The 21770-nt window shown below is 34.7% G+C and carries 21 protein-coding genes and 1 pseudogene; 5 read left to right on the top strand and 17 right to left on the bottom strand.

Annotation, left to right across the window (positions count from 1 at the left end; genetic code table 11):
- Positions 1 to 60 precede the first annotated feature (60 nt).
- The 3 genes from BOQ64_RS18185 to BOQ64_RS18175 all read right to left on the bottom strand — a co-directional run bounded on the left by BOQ64_RS18185 (position 61) and on the right by BOQ64_RS18175 (position 2935).
- Positions 61 to 1062: an aldo/keto reductase gene (locus BOQ64_RS18185; protein WP_129057155.1), complete on the bottom strand. Its 1002-nt coding sequence runs from the start codon at positions 1060 to 1062 to the stop codon at positions 61 to 63.
- 86 nt (positions 1063 to 1148) lie between these two features.
- Positions 1149 to 2054 carry a helix-turn-helix domain-containing protein gene (locus BOQ64_RS18180; RefSeq protein WP_129057154.1) on the bottom strand — a complete coding sequence of 302 codons (906 nt, stop codon included), beginning with the start codon at positions 2052 to 2054 and terminating at the stop codon, positions 1149 to 1151.
- A 428-nt stretch (positions 2055 to 2482) separates the two neighbouring features.
- A complete protein-coding gene (locus tag BOQ64_RS18175; RefSeq protein WP_129057153.1) occupies positions 2483 to 2935 on the bottom strand; it encodes a hypothetical protein in 453 nt (150 codons plus the stop codon).
- A 595-nt stretch (positions 2936 to 3530) separates the two neighbouring features.
- Between BOQ64_RS18175 and BOQ64_RS18170 the strand changes: the two genes are divergently transcribed.
- The gene (locus tag BOQ64_RS18170; protein WP_129057152.1) at positions 3531 to 3818 is read left to right on the top strand and encodes a GNAT family N-acetyltransferase; all 288 of its coding nucleotides are present in this window, start codon (positions 3531 to 3533) and stop codon (positions 3816 to 3818) included.
- On the opposite strand, the gene BOQ64_RS18165 is transcribed toward BOQ64_RS18170, so the two are convergent.
- Entirely contained in the window at positions 3819 to 4985 is a 1167-nt protein-coding gene (locus BOQ64_RS18165) for an MBL fold metallo-hydrolase (protein ID WP_228448458.1), read from the bottom strand.
- A 105-nt stretch (positions 4986 to 5090) separates the two neighbouring features.
- Between BOQ64_RS18165 and BOQ64_RS18160 the strand changes: the two genes are divergently transcribed.
- Positions 5091 to 6626: a S41 family peptidase gene (locus BOQ64_RS18160; RefSeq protein ID WP_129057151.1), complete on the top strand. Its 1536-nt coding sequence runs from the start codon at positions 5091 to 5093 to the stop codon at positions 6624 to 6626.
- Between the two features lie 96 nt (positions 6627 to 6722).
- Here BOQ64_RS18160 and BOQ64_RS18155 read toward each other — a convergent pair whose 3' ends face one another.
- The 4 genes and pseudogenes from BOQ64_RS18155 to BOQ64_RS18140 all read right to left on the bottom strand — a co-directional run bounded on the left by BOQ64_RS18155 (position 6723) and on the right by BOQ64_RS18140 (position 10282).
- On the bottom strand, positions 6723 to 7313 hold the full coding sequence (locus BOQ64_RS18155; protein WP_129057150.1) for a hypothetical protein: 591 nt from the start codon (positions 7311 to 7313) through the stop codon (positions 6723 to 6725).
- Positions 7314 to 7325: 12 nt separating this feature from the next.
- A complete protein-coding gene (locus tag BOQ64_RS18150; protein ID WP_129057149.1) occupies positions 7326 to 7835 on the bottom strand; it encodes an RNA polymerase sigma factor in 510 nt (169 codons plus the stop codon).
- Positions 7836 to 8117: 282 nt separating this feature from the next.
- A complete protein-coding gene (locus BOQ64_RS18145; protein ID WP_129057641.1) occupies positions 8118 to 8477 on the bottom strand; it encodes a hypothetical protein in 360 nt (119 codons plus the stop codon).
- A 178-nt stretch (positions 8478 to 8655) separates the two neighbouring features.
- Positions 8656 to 10282: pseudogene (locus BOQ64_RS18140) on the bottom strand (NADP-dependent glyceraldehyde-3-phosphate dehydrogenase).
- Positions 10283 to 10525: 243 nt separating this feature from the next.
- Between BOQ64_RS18140 and tpx the strand changes: the two are divergent.
- Positions 10526 to 11026, top strand: a complete 501-nt coding sequence (tpx, locus tag BOQ64_RS18135) for a thiol peroxidase (RefSeq protein WP_410494466.1) — start codon at positions 10526 to 10528, stop codon at positions 11024 to 11026.
- Positions 11027 to 11080: 54 nt separating this feature from the next.
- Here tpx and BOQ64_RS18130 read toward each other — a convergent pair whose 3' ends face one another.
- The 5 genes from BOQ64_RS18130 to BOQ64_RS18110 form a co-directional block, all read right to left on the bottom strand.
- On the bottom strand, positions 11081 to 11533 hold the full coding sequence (locus tag BOQ64_RS18130) for a hypothetical protein (RefSeq protein WP_129057147.1): 453 nt from the start codon (positions 11531 to 11533) through the stop codon (positions 11081 to 11083).
- Complete coding sequence (locus tag BOQ64_RS18125; RefSeq protein WP_129057146.1) at positions 11530 to 12105, bottom strand: hypothetical protein; 576 nt, start codon at positions 12103 to 12105, stop codon at positions 11530 to 11532. Before BOQ64_RS18125 ends, BOQ64_RS18130 begins: the two co-directional genes overlap by 4 nt.
- Positions 12106 to 12192: 87 nt before the next feature.
- Positions 12193 to 12375 (bottom strand): hypothetical protein, encoded by a 183-nt coding sequence (locus BOQ64_RS24930; protein ID WP_410494459.1) that lies wholly within the window; start codon positions 12373 to 12375, stop codon positions 12193 to 12195.
- A 38-nt stretch (positions 12376 to 12413) separates the two neighbouring features.
- Complete coding sequence (locus BOQ64_RS18115; RefSeq protein WP_129057145.1) at positions 12414 to 12665, bottom strand: hypothetical protein; 252 nt, start codon at positions 12663 to 12665, stop codon at positions 12414 to 12416.
- Positions 12666 to 12678: 13 nt separating this feature from the next.
- Entirely contained in the window at positions 12679 to 13602 is a 924-nt protein-coding gene (locus BOQ64_RS18110; RefSeq protein ID WP_129057144.1) for a tetratricopeptide repeat protein, read from the bottom strand.
- Between the two features lie 120 nt (positions 13603 to 13722).
- Here BOQ64_RS18110 and BOQ64_RS18105 point away from each other — a divergent pair, with 120 nt between their 5' ends.
- Positions 13723 to 14100 carry a helix-turn-helix domain-containing protein gene (locus tag BOQ64_RS18105; protein WP_129057143.1) on the top strand — a complete coding sequence of 126 codons (378 nt, stop codon included), beginning with the start codon at positions 13723 to 13725 and terminating at the stop codon, positions 14098 to 14100.
- Between the two features lie 529 nt (positions 14101 to 14629).
- On the opposite strand, the gene BOQ64_RS18100 is transcribed toward BOQ64_RS18105, so the two are convergent.
- Positions 14630 to 15337: a DUF6261 family protein gene (locus BOQ64_RS18100; RefSeq protein ID WP_129057142.1), complete on the bottom strand. Its 708-nt coding sequence runs from the start codon at positions 15335 to 15337 to the stop codon at positions 14630 to 14632.
- Positions 15338 to 15721: 384 nt separating this feature from the next.
- Between BOQ64_RS18100 and BOQ64_RS18095 the strand changes: the two genes are divergently transcribed.
- Complete coding sequence (locus BOQ64_RS18095; protein WP_129057141.1) at positions 15722 to 17617, top strand: AAA family ATPase; 1896 nt, start codon at positions 15722 to 15724, stop codon at positions 17615 to 17617.
- Positions 17618 to 17804: 187 nt separating this feature from the next.
- Here BOQ64_RS18095 and BOQ64_RS18090 read toward each other — a convergent pair whose 3' ends face one another.
- From BOQ64_RS18090 to BOQ64_RS18080, 3 genes are all read right to left on the bottom strand, one after another.
- Positions 17805 to 18566 (bottom strand): MBL fold metallo-hydrolase, encoded by a 762-nt coding sequence (locus BOQ64_RS18090; protein ID WP_129057140.1) that lies wholly within the window; start codon positions 18564 to 18566, stop codon positions 17805 to 17807.
- A 422-nt stretch (positions 18567 to 18988) separates the two neighbouring features.
- The gene (locus BOQ64_RS18085; protein WP_129057139.1) at positions 18989 to 19510 is read right to left on the bottom strand and encodes a Crp/Fnr family transcriptional regulator; all 522 of its coding nucleotides are present in this window, start codon (positions 19508 to 19510) and stop codon (positions 18989 to 18991) included.
- Between the two features lie 39 nt (positions 19511 to 19549).
- Positions 19550 to 21535, bottom strand: a complete 1986-nt coding sequence (locus BOQ64_RS18080) for a urocanate hydratase (RefSeq protein WP_129057138.1) — start codon at positions 21533 to 21535, stop codon at positions 19550 to 19552.
- Positions 21536 to 21770 lie beyond the last annotated feature (235 nt).

Here is a 21770-nt window from a genome sequence, read left to right as displayed (position 1 = left end):
AATATGTTTTATAGAAAAAACTGAGTCTCTGATATTCAGAAACCCAGTGTAAGTATAGTTTTAGTTGTTAACCAGTTTCATTGAACCTTCATTATATCTTTCTCCTACGTTAGGATATTTCTTAAGAATGGCATCAATGGTTTCCAAATCTGATTGAGACAGCTCAATATTGGCTGCAGCAACATTTTCTTCAAGATATTTGATACGCTTAGTTCCCGGAATCGGAATGATATCATCTCCCTGGTTCAATACCCATGCTAATGCCAGCTGAGTTCCTTTTACTCCTTTGGAAGCTGCAAATTCATTAATTTCATTAGCTAATTTTGTATTATTCTCCAGATATTCCTGCTGATAACGAGGTAACGATTTTCTGAAATCATCATCTCCAAGGTTCTGAACCTCATTGATATTAGCAAAAAGACCTCTTGCCAATGGTGAATAAGGCACTAACGAGATTCCCAGTTCTCTGATGGTTGGCAAAATTTCATTCTCAACGTCTTTGGTAAGAATAGAATACTCTGACTGCAAAGCAGCAATAGGATGAATTTTATTCGCTTTTCTGATAGATTCTGCAGAAGCTTCAGACAACCCGATATATTTTACTTTTCCTGCCTTAACCAGCTCCGCCATAGCACCTACTGTTTCTTCTACAGGAACATTAGGGTCAACCCTGTGTGCATAATATAGGTCTATAGTATCTATTTTTAACCTTTGAAGGCTTAAATCTACCGCCTGTCTGATCCATTCCGGAGAACCGTCAAAGTATGTTCCCGGCGCACCACTGTGGCTGGCTTTTCCATCCTTAAATCTGAATCCGAATTTAGTAGCAATAAAAATTTTATCCCTGTTAGGCACTAAAACTTTTGAGATTAATTTTTCATTTTCTCCATTAGCATACATATCTGCTGTATCCCAGAAGTTAACGCCTAAATCTAATGCTCTATGCAAAGTACTGATACTTTCCTGTTCATCTGAAGGGCCATAAGCAAAACTCATTCCCATACAGCCTAATCCAATAGCAGAAAGTTGTTCACCGGTGTTTCCTAATTTTTTAAATTTCATGATGGTTTTATTTTAAATTGATAAGACAAAATTAGAACATGAAACAGACACGTTTGATATAGAATTCAAACCAAGAATTATAAAATTCAAACAGGGCTTGTTCTTAGGGCATTGGGAGCTATTCCAGTCTGTTTTTTAAAATAATTGGTAAAATAAGCAGGTTCTTCAAAGCCCAGTCCGTAAGCAATTTCAGCAATATTCCAATCTGTATGGGTTAACAGAGCATTTGCTTCCTGTATCACTCTTCCTGTAATCTGCTGACTGGTGGTCTTCCCCGTAATCTCTTTTACAGAACGGTTTAAAGAATTAACATGAATGGAAAGACTCTGCGCGTAATCATTGGGCGTTTTTAATTTCAAAAAAGCTTCAGGACTGTCGATAGGAAACTGTCTTTCCAACAGCTCCATAAATAAGGATGCTACTCTTTGAGATGCATTTTGATAAGGCTCAAAAGTTTCTGCCGGATGCATTTTCATCGTTTCATGAATCATCAGGTGGAGATAAGCTCTCAGCATATCATATTTATGAACATAATCCGACTCAATTTCCGTCATCATTTTGGTATACAGGTCAGAAAGTATTTTCTGTTGTTCTTCTTCCACAAAGAAAACAGGAGTTCCGCCAATTTTAAACAATGGTGAATCCTGAAGATTACCCAAACGGCTTCCGTTCTGTAGAAATGACTCTGTAAAAAGGCAAAACCAGCCTTTCTGATCGTCATCATCAGCTTCCCAGGAATATGGAACAATGGGATTGGAAAACAACAATGCGGGACGGTCTACATAGATCCATTTATCGGCATAGTGAAGCTTTCCTTTTCCTATAATCAGTGAAATCTTATAATAATCTCTTCTGCTATACGGTGATAGAAGAGAGCAGTGATCCCGTGAAAACACATTAAAGTGCCCCATATTATTTGCACCTAAGCATAGAGGTCCCAAACCGGGAGCATTCCTTTCGTAAAAACCTTGTATTGATTCATTGGATTCCATACACCAAAGTTATAAAATTCAAACAAATTAGAAAATAGAATTGTTTAAATGGAAGACATATTAATTGGTCGGAAGATTGATGATGGAAGATGGGAGTACTATAGTCCGTTACGATTTATTGAGATTTTATATGAACTATTTGGCTAAACAAACCTTTAATATCTATATCAAGATGATAAATGAATCGTAGAATTTTTAAGTTTTGGCTAAAGCCAGATGAAGATTTTTTATTTATTTGAATGGGCTAAAGCCCATCCCTATTGATCTTAATATAAATATGGCTAATAGTTGTTTAATGATATACTCATTACTCATTACTCATTACTCATTACTCATTACTCATTACTCATTACTCATTACTTATAATAAAAATGACCGACACAAATGCCAGCCATTTTAAATAGTGAATATATAAAAATTGATAATGGTTAATCCCAGTCACCATGATGCCCATGGTTGTGTTTGTTTTGCTTTTTGTAATATTTAGCTCTTTCTTTATAGTATTTATCCTGCTCTTTGCGGTATTTTTTGTAATCATTTTTTCTTCCGTAAACAATCACAGGATTTTCTCCTCTATAATATCTCTTTTTAAAAATGATATATTTTTCTCTACCAAGAATTCTTTCCAGTTCTGAATATCGGTCTCCTCTCCATCTTCCCGGTTCTACAACATATACTCTGTTCCATGAATCATAATTGCGATATCTGTCATTTAATGCATAAACCTGATTGGCCTGCGTTGTAGAAAGTAACAGATCTGCTACTACGGTCTGCCAGTTGATATCTGAAATACTTCTTCTGTAATCATTATAATAATCTGATTGGGCATAGCTCAAACTAAACGTCCCAACCAAAAATGCGGTTAGCAATAACTTTTTCATTTCATTCCTCTTTTAAATTAAACATCAAGACATAGTCAATTAAAGTGCCAATTATTAATTGCAATTCCCAATATTTGTTAACAAAACACATAAATAACTGATTATCTTTTGAATAATTTATAAAAGTCAGTTCTTTTTGTGGTTATTAATTACTCTCTGACAAAGTTTTTACATTTGGATTTATTATTAAACAGAGATGCGAGATTCGGGGTTCGAGTTTATGGATGTCGGGTGAATATTATTTCAGTCTTCCAACCATATCAATCATGAATGAGATCGGAAATTTAAGTTTTGGCTAAAGCCAATGGAACTCGTATTTTCATTGAGAGCGGGCTAAAGCCCGCCCCTATTGATGTTGATATCCGGATGAATATATATAAACACAATAGTTATTTAACGACAAGATCTTTTATCTTTTATCTTTTATCTTTTATCTTTTATCTTTTATCTTTTATCTTTTATTAAGTCTTCTTATAAAATTCGTTAAGATTCTCAAAAACTATTACTTTGTGTTAAATAATTTCGTAATTTTAAAGGAGAGAATGCTTTCGGGAGTTCTCATAATTATTATTTTATCAACCAAATCTCAGTAATTATGGAAAATATAAAATTTATGGTATCTCCATATCAGGATGAACTGCAGTTGTTTATTGATGAGCAAAAAGCTGGGTATATGTCCATAGAGGTTGACGGAAGACTTCTTATTGTATATTATACCAAGCTTGATGAGGAACGTGAAGGTAAAGGCTATGCCAAATTACTATTGGATGAATTGGTTCGCTATGCAGAAGAAAAAGATTTGCTTGTAGACCCGGAATGTGATTTTGTACGTCAGCAATTTGAAAATCACCCACAAAGGTATAAAGATATCTGGCATGCTTAATCAGTCTTCCCACCAGGCTGTAAATTGCTGATCTTTACGGTTCAGATCTACTACCTCTCCGATTTTTGGAGTAAGGATATTTAAATTTTTGTCTTTACCTAAGCTTGTTATTTTTTGTAAAGGTTCATTCCAGGGATGAAGAGCAAGAGCAAATTTAGCAGCATGTACCGGAATAATATGTCTGGCCTTTATATCTATGGCTACCTGAATAGTATCTTCGGGTAAAGTGTGGATATATCTCCATGCTTCACCATATTGCCCATTCTCAAGAACAGCATAATCAAAAGGTCCATATTTCTCCCCTATCATTTTAAAATGGGAATCGTAACCGCTGTCACCACCAAGGAAGATTTTCTTTGTAGGGGTTTCCAATACATAGGAAGTCCAAAGAGTATCATTTTGCTTAACTCTTCTGCCGGAAAAATGTCTGGCTGGAGTAAGGGCCAACTTTATTTTATTTTTTAATTCAACTTCTGTTCCCCATTCTTCTTCTATAAGCTGTTGTTCAGTATAGCCCCACCGCTCCAGATGAGCCCCTACTCCTAATGGAACAATAGCCATTCCGGTACGGTCTTTAATAGATTGAACTGTGGGATAATCCAGATGATCAAAATGATCGTGGGTAATCACAAGATAATCCAGATTAGGGATATCTTCAGGTTTAAAAATTTCAGATCCTTTAAACGCTTTGTTAAAATACTTAAAAGGGGAACCATATAAACTTAATACTGGATCAATTAAAAATGAAACACCATCAGTTTGTAAATAATAAGAGGAGTGTCCCAACCAAATGAAAACATCTGTATTTTTATCAAGGCTTTTTAAGTCCGTATATATGGAAGGAATTTCTTTTACAGGCTTCAGCGACGGATGTTTTTTACCCAAAAAGAAATCATAAGTAACTTTCCACATTTTATAGCCTTCAGCCAGGGAAGGAGTATGGCTGATATTCTGAAACTGTTTATTTCTGTAAAGCTTCGACTGTCTGATACGGCTCAATCGTTTTCCTTTGGGAACGGCTCCAAATGCAGCCCCATTGATCACTATAAAATAGGTTGCTACCAATAGAATCACAACCGCAAGAATCCAATACATCATTTGTAAAAAATAAAGATCAAAGGTACCAACTTTTGTTCTTACATAAAAATAAGATGCATTTGAGTACATTTTTTAACTAAATTTATCATGTGTTTCAGAAAATTTATTATTCATTTAAGTGATGATTAATTTTAAACTTTCTATTTTAGCGGCTTAAAAAAACTCAAAGATATATTGAAAAAATACTCGGTAATATTTATTCTGGCCATGCTTTCCTCATGTGCATCTATTAAGAGGCACAATGAACAGCGGGCTTCCTGTATTCCTCCGGAGCAGCTTAAGGAAGATGTGGATTTTGCCTATTCAAAACTTCAGCAGATGCACCCTCAGCTGTACTGGTATATTCCCAAGAAGGAATTGGAACACAAGTTTGACAGCCTTAAGCAAACAATTACTGAACCGCTTACTCCACTTCAGTTTTATTTTAAGCTCCAGCCTGTGATCGCGAGGATCCGTGAAGGGCATCTTTCATTAAGAGTTCCCAGAAAAAAGTTCACTAAAAAAGAAATCAAAACTTTAGAACAAAAGAAAGGGCTGTTCAGCAGATTCGGATATTATATTTCCGGAGACCAGATGTATATTACGGAAAACAGAGATTCCATTGAAAATATTCACCCGGGAACTGAAATTCTGTCGATCAATAATATTCCGGTTTCAGACTATATCAAAAAATATAGAAATCTTATCAGCAGTGACGGATACAATACGACTTTCCAGCCTTATTTTTTAAAGGATTTATTCTTTAATTACTATACTGCTGAAAACGGACTTGCTGACAGGGCTACTCTAGAAACCCTTTATAAAGGTGAAAAGCAAACTTATACTTTAAGCAGAGAATCAAAATCTGATACTGATCTTGAAAAGGATAAGGAAATGAATAAACGAACTCAGGAAAGAAAGCTGAATGATTACGTTGCAGCCAGTAATTCTTATAACCGGAGTTTTAAATTCCTGGATAAAGACAGTACTATCGCTTATATAAAGGTAAAAAGCTTTTCAAGGGAATACTCGGATGAATTTTATAAGAAAACATTTGCGAAAATTAAAAATGCAAAGTCAGATTACCTCATCATAGATGTCCGTAACAATTACGGTGGGTCTCTTTATGAGATCAATAATCTGTATTCTTATCTTACAGACCAACCTTTCACTCTTATAAAACCTTCTCAGGTTACTTCAAAAGATATCCCGCTAAGAACAAATTATTTCAGAAAAAGTTCTCCTCTGGATTATGCTATTAAAAGTATCTCTTATCCGAGTTATTTTTTTGCACAAGCTTTCAGCACTTATAAAAAAGATGGAAAGGTTTTCTACAAGATGAAGGCCGATAAGCCTACAAAACCTAACAAGGGAGCTTTCCACGGTAAAGTTTTTGTTCTTATAAACGGAGGAAGCTTTTCCGCCTCTTCCATTATTACTGCAAAGCTTAAAAATGATAAAAGAGCCACTCTCATAGGGGAAGAAACAGGTGGTGCCAATGATGGTACAGTAGCGGGCTTTTATTCTTATCAGAAACTTCCTAATTCGGAGATCAGATTTCCAATCGGGCTGCTTCTTGTACAACCGAATATTGATTTTTCAGGCACCCAAAAAGGAGTTATTCCTGATGTAGAGATCAAAGAGAGCTTACAGGATATTATTGATAAAAGAGATCCTCAGCTGGATTGGATCAGAAATGAAATTGGAAAAGAGAAGGCGGATAAAAATTAATTTGGAAAAATTTAAGAATCGTACTCTTTATTTTAAATCACTTTATAAATACAGATAGGTTTCGGCGGGCTGAAAGCCCGCCGAAACCGTTTTAACTTAGCTCTTCAATTCTTTTAAAAGAGCTTCAATATGATTGATATATCTTCCATAATAACGATGGAACCAGAACTTACCACTAAGAAATAATAAAAACAACCCACCAATGAGACTGCCAATCAGAATGAGCGCTATCTTCATCTCGCTTAAAGGTTGTGGCCAGGGTATAAACTCAAGCACAATAAGAATCTCACATACTATAAACGGTGCAAAACTGATATAATAGGATAAATAGTACTGTTTATTAAGGTTTAACTGAGTTACAAGATCTTTCAACGAATCGCTGGTCTTAAGTTCAGTATTGCTGATCTCGTTATACAGTCTAAAAAACTTGCTGTAAAAGAAAACTGTTACGATAAGCATTGAAGCTACCAAAACCGTAATATACAGCTGCAGTTTAAAGGGTTTACAAACAGAACAAACCATAAAAGCAAAAACGAAGATTCCTATTACCCACCAAAATTCCATGCGCATATTTTTGCGTACTTTTTCAAGGGGAAGATGTATTGTATTTCTTTGTTCTATGCTAATTTCTGGGGTTTTATCTGCAATATCTTCATTCCAGGTATTTTTCAATTCATCTATATTCATTGGATTAGTGATTTAATGTTGATTAATAGTATGTTGGTTTAAGATATCTTTTAATTTATTTTTGGCCCGGTTCATTTTCACTCTTACATTTCCTTCGGAAATCCCCATCTGTTCGGCGATCTGTTTTCCTGAAAAATCTTCCAGATAATAGAAAATAAAGGCCTTGTCAATGGGATTAAGCAGGTGAATAGCTTTATACATTTCAGCCATACGCTCTTCTTTCCCATCATCATAATCCTCGTGAGCAATTGCGTGGTTAGAGAAATCTTCATTACCGATAAAGCTTCTTCTTTTCTGGTTTTTAAGGAAAATAATAGCAGTGTTTAAAGCAATTCTGTACAACCAGGTTGAAAACTCGCTTTCTCCTCTGAAGTTGGAATATGCCTTCCATAACTGAAAGGTGATTTCCTGAAAAAGATCATCACGATCATCTTTTTCAGACATATACATTTTGGAAATCTTAAAGATGATTCCTTTATGTTTTTCAATCTTCCGGATAAACTCTTGCTCTAATGAGGTCATAGCTTGTTACTCTATGGAGTTAGTTTTCATTAAAAAAAATTGTTACAGAAATTTATTAAAAAAAATAAAAAACCCGATAGAAAATGCTGTCGAACCTCTCATCGTATGTTTTATTAAGGTTCTACTATTTTTTAGGATAGTATTTTATTCGAAATTATTGTATGTGTTTCTAATGGTAATAATGATCCGCACAGTTAGTAGAGAAAAAGTAAAAATATTACATAGAATAACACCCTGATATTTTTCTATATCAGGGTGTTTGTATCAATATTCAGTTATATTTTATTTGAAATCTAAAAAGTCATCTTTTTCAAGATAGTGATTCAGAGCTGTGATAAGCTGAAAAGAAGTAATATCAGCATACTGTCGGAAAGCGAGATCTACCACGTCCTGAATATTTTCATCAGAACACATATAATTAAGCTTATTATGGTATACAAAATCAGGTAAGATTTCATTATCGTTCTCTCCTATATCCAAGGGATCTCCGATGAAAACTTTCATTTCAGGCTCAAATTCATCTTTTGCAGAATAGACTGCATAATTGTATTCCGGATCATAAGATTCTTTTCTGTCTTGTTTATTCTTTACAAGTTCCAGAAATTCTTCTATACAATACATTTGATTTTTAATCTCATCCATCTGATATTCTTTTAACAGCTCATTTTTTTAAAGATAGAAATTTTATAGAATACAAAGAGGTTCCAGTTCAGTTTATTTAAAACTCTTTGCAATGAGCCTATATCAAGCAAATCAAGTTTTGCGCCTGCTATGATAATCATCAGAAGAACAAATGTCAAAAATATAATGATAATTAGAGCTAGAAAATATAGTCTGTGCTTAAAAAGTTGGAATCATGTTCCCTTACAATAGTATTCAGTAATTCTTTATTGGATTCTGTAAGTTTTGCAGCGACCAGAGATCTGATGGAGAATGAACGCAACGCATCAAATACAGAAAGCGTACCTTCTGCACTGTCTTTTCTTCCGGTAAACGGAAATACATCCGGACCGCGCTGTGCCTGGCAGTTGATATTGACACGGCTTACCAGATTGACAAAAGAATCAATCAATTTTGATACTTCCTGTGGATCTTCACTGAAAATACTCACCTGCATTCCGTGGGAAGCATTCACCTGGTATTCAACAGGTTCTTCAATATCGTCAAATGGAACGACAGGAATTATCGGCCCAAACTGCTCTTCATGATACAACTTCATATCACTGTTTACAGGATACACAACTGCCGGAAAAACAAATGATTCCTCTGTATAGCCACCATCTTTATTTAAAACTGCAGCACCTTTCTGTAGGGCATCTTCAATACATTCTTTCAGGTATGGCGGCTTATTGACTTCCGGAAGCGGAGTTACCTTCACCTCTTTTTCCCATGGCAAACCTGCTTTCAGAGCAGAAACGGCTTCACTTAGCTTGGCAGTGAATTCTGCGGTAATTTCTTTTGTACAAAATTAATTTTAAAGCTGTACAGCGTTGCCCATTAAATGAGAGTGCTCCTAAAATACATTCACTTACAGCCACATCAAGATTGGCATTTTTAGTAACAATGGCTGCATTTTTAGCATCCAGACTCAGAATAGCCCTCAAACGGTTTACTTTGGGATGTAATTTCTTCAATCCATTCGCCACTTTACTGGAACCGATAAAGGCCAAAACATTTACCTTACCACTTTCCATGATTGGAGTAATAATTTCAGAACCTTTTCCGTATAAAGTATTTACCGTTCCTTTCGGGAATGCTTCTTTAAAGGCATTTAATAAAGGATAATGAGCCAGTACTCCATGCTTTGGAAGCTTAAACAGGATGGTATTTCCCATAATCAAAGCCGGAATAAGAGTCGTAAAAATCTCATTTAAAGGGTAATTGAATGGCCCCATGCTTAAAACCACGCCCAACGGGGCTCTTCTGATCTGTGCAATCGTTCCTTCTGCCTGCTGAAAACGGGAAGACTCTCTGTCCAGATCTTTTAAGGCATCAATAGTTTGGTTAATATAATCTACGGTACGGTCAAATTCCTTGGTAGAATCTGCCAATGTTTTGCCTATTTCCCACATCAGCAGTTTTATAACTAAATCACGCTGCTGGATCATCAGATAGACAAATTTCTGCATACATTTGATTCTACCTTCTACAGACATTGTAGGCCATTCTCCAAGACCATTATCATAAGCTTTTACACAAGCTTCAAGAACTTCCATGGCTTCTTCCGGGCCAATATTGGGAATACTGCCCAATAGTTTTCTTTCTAAACCATTTTCTGTAGGGATACAGACCGGAGAATAGATATTCTGTGTTTCTCCTTTCCATTCTACTAATTCACCATTCAGAAGATAGACTTTCTGATGGATTTCGGGTACTTTATATTCTTCGGGGATTTCGTTCTCTTTTTTAAAAATATTTTGAAATAATGCACTGTTTACTGAACTCATATTTTTAGTATTTAATAATTTGAATCTGAATTTTTGTAGAATAAAGGTAGACGTAAAAATTGAGTTTAAGAATAATGATTTAATAGATTTGCTCTATTTAAAAGCTATTTGAATGAAAATTAACCCAGCCAACTGAAAAAAACAATATTTTTGTTTAAAAATAAATTTTCAATGTTTTCAAAAATAGTTTTCAGTACGTTATTCTTTTGCTCAGTATTGGGTTTTGCCCAAAAATCTAAACCTATCAATACTGTTTTATTAAAAGGAACGCCTGTACGTACTTACTCCAAATTACCGGATGTAAACAAACCGGCTCCTAAATTCACCCTTACAGATGTTAATATGAATGATCAGAGCCTTGATGCCTACAAAGGAAGATATGTGATTCTGAATATCTTTCCAAGTGTAGACACAGGGGTTTGCTCTGCATCTGTTCACCATTTTAATGAGGAAGCAGGAAATCTTCCCAATACAGTAGTTCTTTGTATCTCTAAGGACCTGCCTTTTGCTCAAAAGAGATTTTGTGGAGCTGAAGGAATCAACAATGTAGTGATGCTTTCGGATTTCCGTTCAGATTTTGGATGGAATTACGGAGTGGAAATGATAGAATCTTCCATGAAAGGACTTCTAAGCAGAGCTGTTGTAGTGATTGATCCTTCAGGAACTATTGTTTACGAAGAGCAGGTACCGGATATTTCTCAGGAGCCTAATTATGCAGCGGCTATTCAGGCTGTAAAAAACTAATCTGATTTTATAATCATAAAAAACCTCTGGCAGCTTTCCAGAGGTTTTTTTATATCAATCATCCCCACCAATACTATTGAATTCTTTTGTAGAATAATGTAAAAACAAAATAATCAGTAAATCATCTACATTATCAGCCGCTTCAATATGAAAAACAGGTTCTTTTGATTTCACATTCTCTTTCCTAATCTCTATCAGTATTTTTCCTTTTTCAAATAACTGCCCTATGCTTCCTAATTTGAAATAATATATTGTTACATTTTGACCGGATTTAATAATCCTTTCTTTAGCAAGATCTGTAAAATAGGCTACATTTTTACCATTAAAAAGCTCCACATCATTTTTTAAGAAGCCCACATTTTTGATATCATAACTTATGAAGTTCAAAATAATGTACTGCCTTAACGAAAACAGTCTTCTTACATTTACTATTCTTCCCACCTCAGCATGCTTTTCATCAACCATAATAAATTGTTGTTGATGGTATTTGGCTTTATATTTTTTCAACGCTTCTTTTTTGTAGTAAGTAATATTACTCCATTTTTACCTTTTTCACCATACTTTTCTACAGCTTCTTTTCCTGAAAGCGTATAGATGGTATCAACAATATCTGGTTTTATTGCACGCAATTCTTCTAAGGTAGCCTTTTTACCATTCAGCAGAATAAATGGCATATTTTCCGGTTTTACAACAGTGGGAGCACCAATTCTTAAAGATGGATTCCTGTTGAAACTGTCTGTGGATATGACACTCATATTTACTCCCGGTACTTTTCCCAAAGTTTTAGCTTCTATCGGTTTGGTTTCCTGTGCATTCACAGTGGTTGTAAAACTACCAACAGCCAATAATCCCAACGCCAGTTTACTTGCTAACGAAAAGTTTAGATTCACTCCCAACTGATCTTCCCGGAATCTTCCGCAGATATCTTTATCAGAATCAAAAGTATTGATCAGTTCTTCATCTGAGAAGCTGGTGAAATCATGAACTGTTTTTGAGCAAACGGAGCAGAATTTTCCTTTTTCAAGAGTTGTCATGTTATCCCAGTTTTCATGACAGGGTTTTGGGATGGTGATTTTCATAATAGGCCTTTTACCTATAAAGATGCTTTGATAAGGAGAAAGGTTGGAAAAGATCCTGATATTTCTGTATAAGTAACAAACCTTAAATTAATACTTATAAACATCTATCAATTCAATGTTTTCCGGAATTTTAAGAGAGTCTAACTTTCTTCTATATTCATTCATGCTCAGTTTTTTTAGCACATGGTTTTTATCTGTATTCAATATCCAAAAGTCTTTATCCAAAGATTTATGATTATTTAGACCATCATTTGGCAGCCCTCCTTTCACGTTCTCCCTTTCAGCAACAATAAAATTCTTGTAAGTATTTACTTTAAGAATTTTGATGGGATGATAGCTGTTTCATCATCCCAACCTCCATCAGGAGCTATAAAAATATCAACTGAAGAATTTCTATAAAGCTTATAACCACCTGTTAAGTTTTTGGAGAAATCTTGTATCCCAGGGCCAAAAGAACCTAGAAAAGCAATTGCAAGTTTTGAGTTCCTTACAAGCCCAAACAAAAAGATAATAAGAACTATCCCCAAACAGAAGAGACTTATTTTCAAAAATTTACTCATATTTTTTATCTTTTTATTTCAGCAATAAAGCAACCTTCTTTCTAAAGATAAAAATAATCAGTCCGGACATCAAAAGTGCAGCCAAAGAAAGACTTATTACCATCCAGCGGAATTCTTTGGTATCTGCTGCGTGAATTGCTTCTTTCCCATCCACTCTAGACAGATCCGAAGGGTATAAATGCAGTCTTTTGTTCAAAATAAGATCATCAAAGCCATACTCTTTTGCCAGCTGATACTCTTCCATTGCATCTTTTTTCTTTCCTTCTAAAAAGGTAACATTTCCCAGATCAAACAGAAGTCGTGCTACTATTTTATCTTTAGGTTTTACTAAAGACATCCTTTCATTCAGTTGATCATAAAGCTGTTTTCTGAGAGTCTTCAGCTCGTTTGGCGTAAGGTGTGACTTTGGAGATTCTTCATTTCCAAAATCTTGTCCAATAAGCTGCATAGAAGATATATTATGGTCTCCTTTTATACGGGCTTTCAGAATATTAATATGAATCCATTCAGAAGATAGATGTCCTTTGGGATCTGCTTTTAAAGCTTTCTCAATCCATTGAAGAGCTTCCGTAGTATTGCCTGCCATTTCAAAAGCTGTTCCCATATTGGAATAGGTAGAATATCTACCGGGCTGTATAGAATCTATTTCTTTAAACAGTTCTATCGCTTCGTCATATCTTTCTAAAACAATCAGGATATACCCTCTATTTGAAAGAAAGTCTAAATCTTTTGTTTCATAATACCCATACCTCTGTACACCAGCATACCTTTCCAGTTTCTCCTTGTTTAAGAATTGATGACCATACGGAACTTCGCTTGTATCGTCCACATAGGCTAAATCTTTACTGCTTGGAGGGGGAGAGTCTTTAACACCACAGATATAACGAACCTGCATTATAGATAGAAGAGTAAAAATGAAAAGAAGTTTATTCATCATAAATAATGTGCTTTTGTAATTGGTATGAGCTTCAAAAATAATAATATCCGTACAAATAAAAAAAACAATACCTCATTTCTTTTTGAGTAATATTTTGCATATTTGTAGAAAATACGGGTCATGCAAAAAGAAAAACTACGCAGCGTAAGAAAAAGAAAAGGCATCACGCAACAACAGATTGCTGATATCATTGCAACAGATGTATCCAACTACAGCAGAAAAGAAAGTGGAGATGTAGCGATAAGAAAAGAAGAATGGGAAAAAATTGCCCGTTTTCTGGAAGTACCTGTAGAAGAAATCTTTGAAGAAGAGGAAGCTAAACAAGTAAATCATTTTGATAACATTACGGGAAGTAGTGGTTTTGGAAATAATATAAATGGTAATCTTTATTGTAACGTTCCAGAGTTTCTACTTGAAAGCCAAAGAGAACTTATAGAAATGTTGAAAAAAGAAAACCAGAGATTACAAGAGGAACTAAATGCTCTTAAGAAAAAATAAAAAAACTCAGCGATTTGCTGAGTTTTTTGTATCGTAGTTGGATTAACGCTAAGACGCAAAATGATATTAAAAACTTTCTGTTTTAAGGCGCAAGGATTTTATCTCCGATAAAATTTCACAATACCACTTATCATTGCGAACCGAATGTGAAGCAATCTCAATAGAAAAATGAAAGTTGTAAAACACAAGTGCACAAAATGATATTTAAAATACACTGCTTTAAGACGCGAAGATTTTATCTCTGATAAAATTTCAACGGCATCTTTGTCATTCCGAGCAAAGCAAGGAATCTAAACGCGAATATCCAGCAACTGCAAGAAAATAACCATTAAGGATATTAAGATAAGCGCATAGCTTAAAAACATCTTGATGTTTCCCTTCACTCAACTTAACAACTTCAATACTCTTAATGGTTCAAAAAGAATAAAACTCAGCTGTATGCTGAGTTTTTGTATTACGTTTATAGGTATAGTAGAGACTCCTACGGAGTGACAAGTTTGTGGCTTACTCTATATAAAGGTTAGTTTTCTTACCCTTTAGCTATATTATCACCACCCTCTCTTGCCAGCGAAGAGTTTTTAGCTGCTTTCACCAGCTCATTGGTATCACTGTACAGCAGCTCCCAGCCGGGAACCGAGTTCATTGCTGTAAGAAGGCTCATATAAGTTTTCAATGTTTTCTCCAGTTCTTTGCGGATAGCACTGGCGCTCGTCATCTGACGAAGATCTGCATTGGCTTCTGCCTGCTCTGCAAACACGATCTCAAAAGCATCCTGCTTAGCTTTTATCTCTGCAAATGCTGCGTCTAGGGAAAGAAGTGTAATCTTCTGTTTATTTTCTGCCGTTTCTAATGCTTCTATAAGCTTTTTCATCTGAGCTGTTTGTGAAGAATAACTCAGCCTGTCCAGATTCAGCCCAAAAGTTTTGAATATTCCGTAGAGATCCTCCGCCAGCTGATAATTGGCTGCAGATGGTAGTTTACGATATCCGTTCAGGAAAGATTTCAGATTGGCATAGGCGATATCTCTTTCGCGATCGGCAGTGGCTACGTCCACTCCTTTTCCGCTGTAGATCTGCTTGGTATAAACCTTATCGTATTCCGTATAGGAAGACGCCAAAGCTCCTACAAGAGGATGATTATCGATAACAGGGTATTTTCCAGATTGAGCATTAGAAAGAATTCTCTGAGCCAAAGTCGCAAGGTCTTTAGTGCTCAGCTGTGTGAGTGCAATTTTCATTTTTTGTGTTTTTGGGATTAATAAATTAACACTCAAATATATAAAAAAGTTGTTAGGTTACAAATATACTTACGACAAACCTCTCAAGATGTTGAGAGGTTCCCTAAAAGTTGCAGGAGACTTCTCAAGAGCTTGGGAAGCTTCAAACATACTTGTTTTTAATAAGCGGAGGACTTGGGAGGGATGTTTTGCTGTTGTTTTAGACTTTCGGAGGGAATGGGGAGGTTGTACACGAAATGTTTTGGAGTTTGGGCTTTTGGGATTACGGAAAACCGTAAGGTTTTGAAAATGACGCAGTTTATATTTGATGGAATTTCCGTAGAAATACGGAAATAAATATAATATCAGTTTTTTATATTTAACAATAAAATCTAATTAAATTTTATGACTAAAGAAATAACAACAAATCTGATTATTGAAAAACAAGATCAATTAAAAATAATTAAAGAAAAAATTAATTCTCTAAATTCACAAGATCCTGTAATTCTGGAGTATCTCGAAAATTTAACCTCCGCTGAAAATTACTTAAATAAGATTAACACAGATTTAAATGAAGACATTATTCCTGATACTTTTTATGATAAAGTAAATAATACTATTGTAACACTGAATACAAATGATATTATAATTCTTTTAAACAGTGAAAGTCAAACAATCAACATTGAAAATTTAAAATATTATTGTACTTCAAATCCACTTGATTCTGTAGATGCTCTTATAACTTATAAGTTTTATAAAGATTTAGATTTTTTTACAGAAAATATTGTGGTTGTTGGAGCGAATGGCTCTGGAAAATCTACACTTGCAGATAGTCTAAAATCAATAATTAATGAAAGAGATGGTATCGTTATTTCAGCACAAAAATTATTGATTGTCCCAACTTTTGATAATATACCTAATTTTAATAATTCTACTCAAGAATATAACCAATATCAAAATAGCTATATTGACAGTAAGGTAACATATAATGCTTCTCGGACAGATGACATCCCTTACAATGAAACTAAAAAATACTCTTCTGAGTACAAATATGTATTAAAAGCATTAATGGCAGAAAGAGGGTATAAAAGAAATGTATTTTGTGATAATTTTCAAAATGGTGTCAATGTAAACAAAAATGATTTATATAGTAAACTAGATACAGCAATTGAAATATGGAACTCACTGATTGAGCATAGAGAAATGTTTTTTAGTGAAAATAATGATATCGTTATTAAAGACATTGTTGATAATAGTCAGTACCCTGCTTATAAAATGAGTGATGGAGAAAAAATTATTCTATTTTTAATTGGTCGTGTTTTACTCGCTAATACAAACTCTATGATAATCATTGATGAACCTGAGATGTATCTTCATAAAGTTATCGTAAATAAACTTTGGGATACATTAGAGAACTTGAGACAAGACTGTATTTTTGTATACCTAACTCATGATTTGGATTTTGCATCATCTAGAAAGGCAAAAAAGTATTGGATTAAAGATTTCAAATATCCAACAGAATGGGATATAGAAATTATCCCGGAAAATGATATTCCAGAAAACCTTTTAATGAAGTTGTTAGGTAGCAGAAAAAAAATATTGTTTTGCGAAGGGAAAAATAATAGTCTAGATATAAAGATATTTGAAATATTATTTTCTAATTACACAATTACTCCACTTTCTAGTTGCACAGATGTAATTAACTACGTTCGTTCATTTAATAAAATTCCCAATAAAAATATTGAAGCAATAGGTTTTATAGATAGAGATTTTAGAGTTCAGGAACAAATAGATAAGTTTGAGACTGAAAATATATTTTCATACTCAGTTGCAGAAATTGAAAATTTATTTTTAATAAAAGACTTTGTACAAAAATATGCTGAATATAAAAAGGAAACGATTGATTTACAAGAATTAGAGGATAAAGTTATCACTCTTCTGGAAAGAAATAAAATAACTCAGGCATCTAATTTTTTATCTTCAAATATAAATTATAAATTTTCAGAATCACATGTAAAGAAAGGTAATAGTTTTGATGAGGCAAAAAGTCATCTAAATACTTTTATTAATGAATTGAATATAAATGAAATTTATAGTGAGAGAATTGTTCTTCTTGATAAAATAATAACTGAAAAAAATTATTCCGAAGCAATTCTATTATATAATAATAAAGGATTACTAGGGGTTATTGAGGAATTATTATCCCTTAGAACAAACACTTATCGTTTCAAGGCATTAGAGTTTTTAAACTTGGATGAAGATGCTAAGACAATATTAAAAAATGCTTTACCCAATATATAAAATGTATTAACAAACTTTAATTGCTCCACAATATAAGCCTGACTTATAGTAGATTTTTATTTGGACAACAAATACAACGAGATTACCAATAGCATCAGGTTTTAGCCAAAACTTAAAATTAGGTTTTGGCTAAAGCCAATTATATTACGTTCGAAAACAAACGAGCTAAAGCCCGTTCCTATTGATGTTAAGATTCTACCACCATAGCTCCATCCTTCAAAATCATAAACTCCTGTCCCACTTCCTCAGAAATATTTTTCAAATCCTCATCATCAAAAACCTGCGGAATATAGCATTTCTCATGAGCAAACAATCCGTAATGGATGGGTACCAGTTTTTTGGCGTGCAGAAGATGGGCTGCTGCAAAAGCTTCCTTCAAATTAAGAGAAGCTGGAACCGGACTATATTCCAAACCAATAATTTCAAAGTTGACCACCACTCCGTTTACGGGTAAGAAAGCATAATCTATGTTTTGATTTTCTTTTCCAAGCTTCCAGAATTGGTTGTGCCAGATGGTATCTCCTCCATGAAAGATTTTGGTCGTTCCATCATCTACGATCCAGGAAGACTGTATTTCTCCCACTCCATCCATAGCAAATACGGGTTTGAAGGTGATATTGTTTTCTGTAAAAGTTTCATCAAGATCCAAAACAACCATTTCTACATCATCTATAATTTTTTTTACAATAGATTCCAATCCTGCGTAGATGATTAATTTTCCGTCTTTCTTTAAACATTTTCTGATGACTCCTTTATCAAAATGATCGAGATGCATATGCGTAAACAGAATATAATCTGCCTGTATATGCTCTGAAAATTCTAAAAGATTCTCTACAGCATCGCCCAAAACGGGTTTATAGTAAGAGAAATCTTCTACAGCATCTATTAAGATGGTTTTGTGGTGAGAAGTGAGACGGATGCCTGCCCAGTTTAATTTTTGTATTTCCATATTCTTTTTTCAGCAAAGGAAAAGACTTCCGGAAGGCAAGACAATAAACAAAAGATAATAAATGAAGGGTTGGGAAATGGGAGAATGAAGCTGAAAGTTAATCATCATCCTGTAATTTATGATAGTTCTTTTTGAATTGATGAATAATGCGGATTATTTTTTTAAAACGCAAAGGTTTAAAATATTCTGATGTTATATTGTAAGGAGGCAAAGAAGGTGGCAAAGCCGTTGTCTAAGCTAATGGTAACAGCACGCTTCATCAAATCGATTGAAAATCGATCAACTCTTTGCTCACTTAAAATAATGCGTATTTAAAATTGAAACTTTGCGTTAAAATTATCTCCCGCAGATTTCGCAGATTACACAGATGCAATGCCTGTAACCTTGATAACTTCCCGCTTCCATCTTCAAGCTTCCAGCCTCTAAGTAATTCTTTTTCTGATCCTGCTTAAAGAAATAGGAGTAATCCCAATATAGGAAGCCAGATATTTTAAAGGAATATTCTGAATATAATGAGGTTTGTTCTTCAATAGATATTCATAAAGGTCTTGTGGAGTGTTTTTAAGCAGAAGCATTTCGCGCTTCATGGCAGCATTCAGTTTTCTGCTCAGATAATAGTTTTGTACAAAGCGACATTCAGGATTTACGGCGAACATTTCTTTTACTTCATCTAAAGTAATTTCCCAGACAAGGCCTTTGCTTATGGATTCATAAATTCCTTCAGAATCATTCCTTCCAACAGTAAAAATATCACCGGGAAAGTAAAATTCTGCACAAACTTCAGTATCAATATCTGAAGTACTGTTAATATAATATTTACGAACAAGCCCATCTTCAAGAAGATAGGCTTTATAGTCCGAAAATATGTTTTTCTTTGAAAATTCAACCTCAGCAAATTTTCCCCAAACAGGATCACTATCCTCTACATTGAGGTGTGAAAACAATTTTTTGTTAATGCTTGCCAATACTGAATTCTTTATTGTTTACAGTAAATTTTCATCTACAAGGTTAGGAAGGGTCACTTTTAAGTTTGGTTCAGCTTCCATTGCTCTTTTGATAGCGAAAATAGCCCCTTCATTTCTTGCCCAGCTTCTTCTTGAGATTCCGTTGTTCACATCCCAGAAAAGCATAGACTTTAATCTTCTGTCGGCATCATCACTACCATCCAGCAGCATTCCGAAACCACCGTTAATTACTTCTCCCCAGCCTACTCCACCACCATTGTGGATAGAAACCCAGGTTGCCCCACGGAAACTGTCACCAATCACGTTGTGAATAGCCATATCCGCAGTAAATCTTGAACCGTCATAAATATTGGAGGTCTCTCTGTAAGGAGAATCTGTTCCTGAAACATCATGATGATCTCTTCCCAATACTACTGGTCCTATTTCTCCATTTTTAATTGCTTTATTGAAGGCTTCAGCAATTTTCATTCTTCCTTCCGCATCAGCATAAAGGATTCTTGCCTGTGAACCTACTACAAGCTTATTTTCCTGTGCTCCTTTGATCCACTGGATGTTATCTTTCATCTGCTGCTGGATCTCTTCCGGAGAGTTTTTGATCATTTCCTCTAAAACTGCACACGCAATATCATCGGTTTTCTGCAGATCTTCCGGTTTTCCGCTTGCACATACCCAACGGAATGGTCCGAAACCATAATCAAAACACATAGGTCCCATAATATCCTGAACATAACTTGGATATTTAAATTCTCTTCCTAATGTTGGATTATCTGCCATTACATCTGCTCCAGCTCTGGAAGCTTCCAGTAAGAAAGCATTTCCATAATCAAAGAAATAGGTTCCTTTTTCTGTATGCTTATTAATGGCCGCAGCATGTCTTCTTAATGTTTCCTGAACTTTTTCTTTGAATAATTCAGGGTTTTCAGCCATCTGGGTATTAGATTCTTCAAAGCTTTGCCCAACCGGATAATATCCGCCAGCCCAAGGATTGTGAAGGGATGTCTGATCTGAACCGATATCAATTCTTAAATCTTCCTGGTCAAACTTTTCCCAAACATCTACAATATTTCCAAGGTAAGCCAAAGAAACAGTTTCTTTATTCTCCTGTGCTTCTCTTACTCTTTTTACTAGGGCATCAAGGTCTTCATGAATTTCGTTCACCCATTTCTGATCGTGACGGATTTTGGTAATTTTTGGATTTACTTCAGCACATACCGTAACACAACCGGCAATATTTCCAGCTTTTGGCTGAGCTCCACTCATTCCTCCTAATCCGGAAGTTACAAACAGACCTCCTTTTGGATCTTTATTGATCTTTCTGAAAGCATTTAAAGCAGTAATAGTTGTTCCATGAACAATTCCCTGCGGACCGATGTACATATAACTTCCGGCAGTCATCTGCCCGTATTGTGTTACTCCAAGAGCGTTAAATTTCTCCCAATCATCCGGCTTGGAATAATTTGGAATCATCATTCCATTGGTTACCACTACTCTTGGTGCATCTTTATGAGACGGGAATAACCCCATCGGATGGCCTGAATACATCACCAAAGTCTGTTCATTGGTCATTTCAGACAGATATTTCATTGTCAGCAGATACTGTGCCCAGTTAGAGAACACAGCACCATTTCCACCATAAGTAATCAATTCGTGAGGATGCTGAGCTACTGCATAATCCAAATTGTTCTGGATCATCAGCATAATTGCTTTTGCCTGATCAGATTTCCCCGGATAATCTTCAATAGATCTCGCTTTCATCTCATAATCCGGACGAAAACGGTACATATAAATTCTTCCGTAATCTTCAAGCTCCTGTTTAAACTCAGGAATTAACTCTGCATGAAATTGAGGCTCGAAATAACGTAAAGCATTCTTTAATGCTAGTTTTTTCTCTTCTTCTCCTAAAATTTCTTTACGCTTTGGAGCATGGTTAATATTTGTCTCGTATGGTTTTGGTTGTGGCAGCTGATTAGGAATCCCCTGCTGTATCTGTTCTTGAAATGTCATATTGCTATTTAAAGTTCTATGTTTAAACAATGTTTGAAGTTTTAAAGATATTCAAATTATGAAATATAGGCAACAAAAGAGCGGAAAAGCAATGTGCATAAAAAGGAATAATGGAAAAAACTGATTATCAACCCTGTGAAAATATAAACAACAGCCTATTTTAATACTATATTTGAATAGACACACTCACATTCCCCTCCCTTGGAGGGGTGGATTTCAAAATTCAAGGAATTTT

Source organism: Chryseobacterium sp. CH25 (genome assembly GCF_004119455.1).
Classification (GTDB): domain Bacteria; phylum Bacteroidota; class Bacteroidia; order Flavobacteriales; family Weeksellaceae; genus Chryseobacterium.
The sequence above is the reverse complement of the archived record's forward strand: the minus strand, read 5'-3'. Positions and strand labels throughout refer to the sequence as shown.